The sequence below is a fragment of the Acinetobacter sp. AL9 genome (assembly GCF_041464035.1).
GTDB lineage: Bacteria > Pseudomonadota > Gammaproteobacteria > Pseudomonadales > Moraxellaceae > Acinetobacter > Acinetobacter towneri.
Window position 1 is genome coordinate 1 of the sequence record NZ_JAYFSK010000147.1, and the last position, 721, is coordinate 721.

Here is a 721-nt window from a genome sequence, read left to right on the forward strand (position 1 = left end):
ACCAAGCTCGGCTATTCTGCTATTCTCCAAACGTTCTATTTCCTCTGCGTCATGACCTCAGGCATACTGCGGTCATGAATACGCTGCCTGACTTAAGCCAACTGACCCATGAACAACTGCTGGAATTTACCCGGCAGTTGGCGATGCAGCATCAGTCTCTGGCACAATCAAATCAAGAATTAGAAAAATCAAACCAACAATTGGATGCCAAAGTTCAACATCTTTCTATTCTCAATCAAAAATACGAGCATGAACTGGCGCTGTTTAAACAGCATAAATTCGGCAGTAAAAACGAACATCTCACTGCAAAACAAATCCACCTGTGGGATGAAGCGGTTGAAGAAGATATTGCCGCGGTTGATCTAGAACTGGAACGGCTAAATGCAGATAAAACCGATGCAGTGACACACAAAGCCAAAACCAATAAACCTAAACGTCGACCACTGCCAGATCATCTACACACCATCCGTATTGAGCATGAACCTGCATCAACCCAATGCAGTTGTGGCTGCCAACTCCGTCGTATCGGCGAAGATATCAGTGAAAAACTGCATTTCAGACCGGCACAGTTCTACAAGGAACAGCATGTCCGTGGCAAATGGGTCTGTGATCAGTGTGACACCCTGACTCAGCAAGCGATGCCTGCCTATGTGATTGATAAAGGCATTGCTTCACCTGAACTGCTCAGCCATGTGCTGGTATCGAAGTATGCCGATCATTT

The 721-nt window shown here is 45.8% G+C and carries 1 protein-coding gene; it reads left to right on the plus strand.

Going from position 1 to position 721, the window contains the following annotated elements:
* Window positions 1-74 precede the first annotated feature (74 nt).
* Window positions 75-721 (plus strand): IS66 family transposase zinc-finger binding domain-containing protein (locus ACEO2X_RS14025; protein WP_371972170.1); only part of this gene is annotated, 647 nt, incomplete at its 3' end.